The sequence below is a fragment of the Roseomonas acroporae genome (assembly GCF_023223525.1).
GTDB lineage: Bacteria > Pseudomonadota > Alphaproteobacteria > Acetobacterales > Acetobacteraceae > Roseomonas_E > Roseomonas_E acroporae.
On sequence record NZ_JALPRX010000054.1, the window covers coordinates 113,596 to 121,157 of the forward strand.

5 protein-coding genes are annotated in these 7,562 nt (G+C 75.1%); 2 read left to right on the forward strand and 3 right to left on the reverse strand.

What is annotated here, in order from left to right:
* Positions 1–252: 252 nt before the first annotated feature.
* Both M0638_RS13095 and M0638_RS13100 read left to right on the forward strand, forming a co-directional pair.
* Positions 253–1,029 carry a hypothetical protein gene (locus M0638_RS13095; protein ID WP_248667441.1) on the forward strand — a complete coding sequence of 259 codons (777 nt, stop codon included), beginning with the start codon at positions 253–255 and terminating at the stop codon, positions 1,027–1,029.
* 90 nt (positions 1,030–1,119) lie between these two features.
* Positions 1,120–1,743: a hypothetical protein gene (locus M0638_RS13100; protein WP_248667442.1), complete on the forward strand. Its 624-nt coding sequence runs from the start codon at positions 1,120–1,122 to the stop codon at positions 1,741–1,743.
* Positions 1,744–1,770: 27 nt separating this feature from the next.
* On the opposite strand, the gene M0638_RS13105 is transcribed toward M0638_RS13100, so the two are convergent.
* From M0638_RS13105 to M0638_RS13115, 3 genes are all read right to left on the reverse strand, one after another.
* On the reverse strand, positions 1,771–3,981 hold the full coding sequence (locus tag M0638_RS13105; protein ID WP_248667443.1) for an FG-GAP-like repeat-containing protein: 2,211 nt from the start codon (positions 3,979–3,981) through the stop codon (positions 1,771–1,773).
* A gap of 219 nt (positions 3,982–4,200) precedes the next feature.
* Positions 4,201–5,871, reverse strand: coding sequence for an acyl-CoA dehydrogenase family protein (locus M0638_RS13110; protein WP_248667444.1), 1,671 nt, complete (start codon positions 5,869–5,871; stop codon positions 4,201–4,203).
* Positions 5,872–6,046: 175 nt separating this feature from the next.
* Positions 6,047–7,273 carry a CoA transferase gene (locus M0638_RS13115; RefSeq protein WP_248667445.1) on the reverse strand — a complete coding sequence of 409 codons (1,227 nt, stop codon included), beginning with the start codon at positions 7,271–7,273 and terminating at the stop codon, positions 6,047–6,049.
* Positions 7,274–7,562: the final 289 nt, after the last annotated feature.

Here is a 7,562-nt window from a genome sequence, read left to right on the forward strand (position 1 = left end):
GGCGCCGGGCCCGCCGGAAAAGGGCGGCGGGGCGCGGCGGGACGGAGCGGGAAAGCGCGAGGGAAGCCCATCGGGGCGGCGCGAACAAGCCGCGATGTCGGACGTTGCGACACGGGTTCGATCCGGGCGCCGATCCGCGTGCCGGGGCGGCCGGTGCGACGGCCCGCGAGCCGCGTGAACCGCTTCATAGGGTTCCGGCCGCCGGCATGGCGGAATGCCCTCAGACGCAACGCTCCAGCGGAGAGGCTTCCGATGCTCAAGACGACCCGTCGCCTGGCCCTCGCCATGGCCGTCCTCACCGGGTTCAACGCCGCCGCCGGCGGCGCCATGGCCCAGCAGATGGGCATGCTGCCGCTGAAGCCGGGGGCGCAGCAGCCCTACGCGGCCCCCGCCCCGCAATACGCGCCCCAGCAGTACGGCATGCAGCCGCAAGGGGGCCAGTACCAGGGCGGGCAGTACCAGGCGCCCGGCGGCTACGCGGCGCTGCCGGGCAAGCCGGGCCAGGAGGGAAACCAGGGCGGCCAGTGGGGCGGCGGCGCGCCGCAGCCGGGACCGGTGGCGCAAGGCCCGGCCGCGCGCGGCCCCGTGACCGCCGGCGCGGACTGGGTGAGCTGGACCGGCGAGAACGGCCTGCAGCTCCTGCACCCGCCCGGCTGGCGCGTCACCGCGACGCCGGAGAACTGGGTGATCATGCAGGGCGACGGCAACCGCTCCATCGCCTTCCGCTACTTCGGCGGCGACGGCGGGGTGGACGCGCGGGAGATCGGCCCGGTGATGGCGAACGTGGTGCAGCAGATCGCCAGCCAGCAGGACTGGGGCCAGCCCGAGGCGTACCGCGAGAACGCGCTGCGCATGGTGGGCCGCGGCAACGGCCGCCTCGGCCTGGCGCGGCTGAGCTGGCTCACCCAGGACAACCGCAGCGAGGCGCTGATCAGCATCATCGCCGCCCCGCCGGGCCAGGTCTTCGACGAGACCGCCGGCGTGCTGGAGGGCGTGCTGCGCAGCGTCCGCAACGGGCCGGGCGTCTGAGCCGAAGCCCCCTCCCCCGCCCTTCCCGGCCGGCCCGCGCCCGCAAGGCGCGGGCCCCCGGCGTGCCTGCCCCCGATGCGGGAGCCTGCGATGGCGGTACTTTCCCGGCGCCTCGCGCCGCTGCTGCCGGCGCTCCTGGCCGCCTGCGCCGGGGTGCGGGCGGACCCCGCGGACGGCGTCCGGCGGCTGCTCCTCGCGACCGCGCCCGACGACCCCGACCCGTTGGCCGATCCGTTGGCCGATCAGGCGGGCTGGGTCGCCTGGACCAGCCCGGGCGGACTCGCGCTGCGCCACCCGCCGGGCTGGACCGCCGCGGCACGGCCGGAGCGGAACTGGGTGGAGCTGCGCGGCACGGGTGGCGAGCGGCTGGTGATCGGTCCGGTGCTCGTGCCCGGGGTGCCGGACGAGGCGGCGGCCGGGGCGGCGCTGCTGCGCCTGGCGCGCCACGTGACCGGCCGGCCCGAGGCGGGCTGGGCGCCGCCGCGCGCCGAGGGGCGCGGGCGGGTCGGCACCGGCGCCCCGACGGCCGACGGGCGCGACTGGACCCTGGCCTCGCTGAGCTGGCGGCAGGCCCCGGGCGGGGCCGGGGCGGCGGCGCTGTTCACGCTGCGCTCGGAACCGCAGCACGGGTTCCCGCGCCGGCAGGCGGTGCTGGCGGCGGTGCTGGACAGCGTGGCGCCGCCGCGCTCGCTGGCGCCGGCGGCGCTGCCGTGAGGGCGGCCGCGGACCGGGGCGGCGCCCTCAGGCGATGACCTGCCAGTGCGGGTCCACGCGGGAGACGTCGCCCCCGTTGTTCAGGATGTGCGTCCCGTCCATCAGCCAGCCGAAGACCCGGCCGCCCGCATCCTCCAGCATGATGTCGCTGTGGCCGTCACCGTCGTAGTCGCCGATCGTCCTGATGGCCCATTGCGGGCCGATCGCGCCGACCGCGCCGCCGCCGGCGATCCGCGCGCCGTCCATGAACCACATCGCGACCAGGCCGGCGTCGTTCTGCAGCAGGATGTCGGCGCGGCCGTCGCCGTCGAAGTCGCCCGTGCCGCGGAAATGCCATTCGGGGCCGAGCGTGGCGACCGTGTCGGCGCTCGCCACCCGCGGGCCGTCCATCCGCCACAGCGCGATGTGGCCGGCATCGTCGGACAGCAGCAGGTCGTCCCGGCCGTCACCGTCGAAATCGGCCGCCGCGCGGACGCTCCAGCCGGCGCCGAGCGTGCCGATGGCGGACCCGCCGACGACCTCGCCGCCGTTCATCCGCCAGTATGCCAGGGTGCCGTCGGCGTTCTGCCAGACGATGTCCGCCCTGCCGTCGCCGTCGAGGTCGCCTGCCGCGCCGTAGCGCCACTCGGGACCGATCCGGGCCGCCGTGCCGCCGCCGATGACCGTGCCGCCATCCATGGCCCAGACCAGCACCGTGCCGTCCGCGTGCTGCCAGAGGATGTCGGCCCTGCCGTCGCCGTCGAAGTCCTTGACGTCGCGCAGGCTCCAGTCGAGCGATGCCGGGCCCGGGCTGACGGCGTTGGACGCGCGGATCCCGTTCATCGTCCAGATGGCCAGCAGGCCGTTGTCGTGCCGCAGCAGGAGGTTGCTGTGGCCGTCGCCGTCGAAGTCCTGGGCGACGGGCGCGGGCGTGCGGATCACGGTGAAGTCGGACAGGAAGGCGTCCGTCGCGGTGCCGGGCGGGATGCTCGCGATGCGCTGCGTGCCGGCCGCGGTGCCGTCGCTGACCCAGAGCTCGCCGGCGTGGTCCGCCGCCCCCTCGAACAGGAAGCGGCCGTCGCCGGTCGCGCCGCCGCGGACATGCACGGCGCCATCGACCGCGTCGGCGGCGACGGTGACCGGGGCGACGACGCCGTGGGTGCCCGCGGCGGTGCCGTCGGTGATCCAGAACGCGACGCCGCCGTCGGTCGAGGCCAGGAACGCCGCCTTGCCGAGACCCAGCGCGACCATCCCGTACTGGCCGAGGGCGTAGGCCGAGCCGGCCGCCCCGGGCCGCAGATCGGCGAGCAGGGTCGTTCCTGCCACGGTGCCGTCGGTGACCCACAGCTCGGTGCCGTGGACGCCGTCATCGGCCGCGAAGACGGCCTTGCCGTTGCCGAGCGCGGTGAAGCCCGCCGGCTGCGAGCCGGCGCCGCCGGGAAACAGGTCCCCGAGGCGGAACGTACCGGCCCAGGTCCCGTCGGTGACCCACGGCTCCTGGCCGGCGATGCCGTCATCGGCGGAGAACACCGCCCGGCCGTGGCCGAGCGCGGTCAGGCCGACGATGTTCGAGCCGCCGCTGCCGACCCGGATGTCCCTGACCACCCCGGTGCCGCTCGCCAGGCCGTTGCTGCCGCCGAGCTCGTCGCCCGTGGCGGCGTCGTGGCGGACGAACACGGCGTTGCCGTTGCCGAGGGCGGTGAACTGCGCGCCGCCGGCCGGGAAGGTCATGTCCTGCAGCTTGTGGAGCGGGTAGTAGTCGCGCAGGCCCTGCCGGCGGCCGTAGGAATAGAGGGCGGTGGCGGTCGCGAGCAGGGTTCCCTCGGCGTCCAGCCCGACGCCGTCGGTGAACCCATAGGCGGGCATGTCGCGTATCAGGTGGGCGGGATCGCCGCCGATCAGGAAGGCACCGGTCGAGCCGTCGGGCTGCAGGACGAAGAAGTACGCGCCGCCATCCTCCGCGGGAACGACCTTCAGCGGTGCCAGGCCGGCGCTGCCGGCGTTGCGGTCGGACACCATGGTGGTCCGGGCCGGGGTGCCGTCGGTGACCCACACCTCCCGGCCGTGGATGCCGTCATCGGCGGTGAACAGCATCAGGCCGCTGCCGAGGTCGACGAGATCGGCGGGGTTGCCGGAGGCGCCGGGCGCCGTCCGGTTGATGTCCGCGAGCTGGAAGGTGCCCGCCGCCGTTCCGTCCGTGAGCCAGAGCTCCCTGCCGTCCGCGGAGGTCGCGGCGAAGGCCGTCAGCCGTCGCGCCATGTGGCAGTCCTTCGCCGTTCGCCGATGGGCATGGAATATCCTATCGCGTGCCGCCCGCCCGGACGCGTGAATTCACCGCCCCGGCCGCCGGCCGCGTCGGCGCGGCGGGCGGGGTGCCGGCGCCGCCCGGGGCGCCGGAGGGGGGGGCGCCGGAGGGGGGCGGCGTCCGCTTCGAGACCCGCGGCCCGCGGGCGGGATCGGCCGATCCCGCCACGCGCGTCAGTTCACCCGGCCGAGCAGCCCGCGCGCGATCACCTGCGCCTGGATCTCGGCCGCGCCCTCGAAGATCGAGAGGATGCGCGCGTCGCACAGCACGCGGCTGATCGGGTATTCCAGCGCGTAGCCGTTGCCGCCATGTATCTGCAGCGCGCAGTCGGCGTTGCTGAAGGCGATGCGGGCGGCGAGCAGCTTGGCCATGCCCGCCTCGACGTCGCAGCGCCGCCCCGCATCCTTCTGCCGGCCGGCGAAGTAGGAGAGCTGGCGCGCCATCATCGTCTCGGTCGCCATCGCCGCGATCTTGCCGTGCACGCGCGGGAACTCGAAGATCGCCTGGCCGAATTGCTGCCGCTCCCTCGCGTAGGCGAGGCCCAGCTCCAGCGCGTTCTGCGCGACGCCGAGCGCCCGCGCCGCGGTCTGGATGCGCGCGCTCTCGAAGGTCTCCATGAGCTGCTTGAAGCCCTGGCCCTCGGCGCCGCCGAGCACGGCCGAGACCGGCACCTCGAAGCCCTCGAAGCCGATCTCGTACTCCTTCATGCCGCGATAGCCGAGCACCCTGATCTCGCCGCCGCTCATGCCGGGGGCGGGGAACGGGTTCTCCGGCGTGCCGCGCGGCTTCTCGGCCAGCAGCATGGACAGGCCCCGGTAGCCGGCGGCGTCGGGATCGGTGCGGACCAGCAGCGTCATCAGGTCCGAGCGCGAGCCGTGGGTGATCCAGGTCTTGGCGCCGTACACCTTGAACACGTCGCCCTCCCGCACGGCGCGGGTGCGCAGCGAGCCGAGGTCGGAGCCGGTGTTGGGCTCGGTGAAGACGGCGGTGGGCAGGATCTCGCCGCCGGCGATGCGCGAGAGGTAGCGGTCGCGCTGCGCCTGCGTGCCGTTCAGCCGGATCAGCTCCGCCGCGATCTCCGAGCGCGTGCCGAGCGAGCCGACGCCGATATAGGCCCCGCTCAGCGCCTCGGAGACGAGGCACATGGCCACCTTGCCGAGGCCGAGCCCGCCATACTCCTCCGGCACGGTCAGGCCGAACACGCCCATCTCGGCCAGCTTGCCCACGAGGTCGATCGGGATCAGCTCGTCGCGGTCGTGCCACCCTTGCGCGTAGGGGGCGACCTCGGCGGCGGCGAAGCGGAGGAACTGCTCGCGCGTCGCCTCCAGCACCTCGTCGTCGAGCGCCAGCGCGCCGAACCGGCCCTCGGCGCACTCGGTGGCGAGCACCCGGCGGGCCGCCTCCAGCCCGGCACGGTCGGAGAGGGCGGCGAGCGCCGGCGTCGCGGCATAGCGCGCGACGGCCTCGGGCGAGACGCCCAGCTCGGCCGGCCGCACCATCTCGCTCTGGCTCATCGGGATGCCGCCGGCGAGCTGCGCGCCGTATTCCGCGAAGCCGAGGCGCAGGATGGCGGTCTCGGCCGCGCCGAGGGTGCCGGCCGCCTCCAGCCGGCGGGCCCAGTCCAGGGTCTGGCGCAGCGCCTCGACATAGGTGGCCTGCCAGGCGAGGCCGTGCGAGACGAACTGGTGCGCCTCCAGCAGCGCGGCGTCGGGCCGGCCGCCGGGGGCGACCAGCGCGCCCACGGCAAGGCGCGTCTCCTCGTGCAGCCGCTCGGCGGCATCGAGCAGCGCGGCGCAATCGGCGAGCAGCGCGGCCCGGTCGGGGGTGGAGTCGGACGTCTCCATGATTCTCCTCCTCTCGGCCGGAGCCGAGTGATTTCCGGGCAATTCGCCGGGCGGCGGCCGGCGGGGCGGGCGCCCCGCGAGCCGGGAATACGGGTCGGCCAAGGGGACGGCCAGGGGGGCGGCCATTGGGGGGGCGGGCAGAAGGCCGTCACGCCCCCGTGGCCGCCGGGCGGAGTCAGGCGGGGCCGGCGACCACCCCGGCATCGTGCAGCCGGCCGATCGCCGCGGCGGAGAGGCCGAGCACCTCGGCCAGCACCGCGTCGGTGTGCTCGCCGAGGCGCGGCGCGGCGGCCGGCGGCCGGCGGCCCGGGGCGCCGTCGCCGAAGGTGAGCGGCGCGGCGGGGGTGAGCACCGTGCCGATGCCGGGCTGCGCCACCTCGCCGAACAGCGGGTTGGCAAGCGAGCAGCGCGGATCCTCGTCCACGAGCTGGCCGAAGTCGCGGTAGGGGCCCCAGAGCACGCCGCTGTTGGCGAAGGCGGCCGTCACCTCCTCCAGCGTGTGCGCGGCGAACCAGGGCTCCAGCACCGCCGCGATGGCGTGGCGGGCCTGGAAGCGGCCGCCCTCGTCGTCGAGGTCCACGTCGAGCAGCGGGCCGACCATGGCGAGCTTCCCGGCCAGGCCCGTGGCCTTGCCGATGGCGCGCCACTGCCGGTTGGAGATGGCGCAGACGAACAGGCTGCGGCCGTCCTTCGTGCCGAAGTCGCGCCCGAAGGCGCCGTACAGGTCGTTGCCCATGGGCGGGCGCACCGCGCCGTTGGCCTGCACGTCGGCGATGTAGCCGAGGTTGCCGACGCTCGCGAGCATCACGTCGGAGAGGGCGAGGGTGATCTCCTGGCCTTCCCCGGTGCGCCGGCGGGCGCGCTCGGCGGCGAGCAGGCCGGTCGAGAGGTAGAGGCCGGCGGCGATGTCCCAGGCGGGCAGCACGTGGTTCACCGGGCGCGTGTCGGCGCCGGTCGCGATCGGGAAGCCGCTGGCGCAGTTCACCGTGTAGTCCACGGCGCCGGTGCCGTCGTGGTTGCCGGTCAGGCGCAGCATGATGAGGTCTGGTCGGCGCTCGCGCAGCGTCGCGTAGCCCATCCAGCCGCTGGCCGGCAGGTTGGTGAGCAGGATGCCGGAATCCTCGCCCGGCGCCGTGATCAGCGCCTGCGCGATCTCCTGGCCCTCCGGCCTGTTGAGCGCGAGCTGGATCGAGCGCTTGGCCTTGTTCAGCCCCGACCAGTAGATGCTGGCGCCTTCCGGCGAGAGCGGCCAGCGGCGGTAGTCGATATTGCCGCCGATCGGGTCGATGCGGATCACCTCGGCGCCGAGCTGCGCCAGCGTCATGCCGCCGAGCGGGGCGGCGATGAAGGCCGAGACCTCGACCACGCGGAGGCCGGACAGGATAGGCGTGGCAGCGTTCATCTTCTTGGAAATCCACCCGGAACCAGCGACACGGCGGCACGCCATGGCGGCGCGCCCCTCTTGCGGCGGCATTGTCGCATCAAGACCCGGCGGCCGCTACCGGGGGCCGGCGCGGCCGCGGGTTCCCGCTGGACGGGAGCCGGGCGGGGCGGAGGATGGGCGGCAGGGGGAGACGGAAGGGGGAGACGGAAGGGGGAGACGGAAGGCGAACGAGCGCCGGGGCTGACCGGAAAAGTGCCCGCCTGCCCGTCGCTTATGCAGAAGCGGCGGGCGGGCGGGGGGGGGGGGG

Coding starts and splice junctions, on each gene's coding strand:
- M0638_RS13105 (WP_248667443.1), bottom strand. CDS start 3,981: ATGGCGCGACGGCTGACGGCCTTCGCCGCGACCTCCGCGGACGGCAGG.
- M0638_RS13100 (WP_248667442.1), top strand. CDS start 1,120: ATGGCGGTACTTTCCCGGCGCCTCGCGCCGCTGCTGCCGGCGCTCCTG.
- M0638_RS13095 (WP_248667441.1), top strand. CDS start 253: ATGCTCAAGACGACCCGTCGCCTGGCCCTCGCCATGGCCGTCCTCACC.
- M0638_RS13115 (WP_248667445.1), bottom strand. CDS start 7,273: ATGAACGCTGCCACGCCTATCCTGTCCGGCCTCCGCGTGGTCGAGGTC.
- M0638_RS13110 (WP_248667444.1), bottom strand. CDS start 5,871: ATGGAGACGTCCGACTCCACCCCCGACCGGGCCGCGCTGCTCGCCGAT.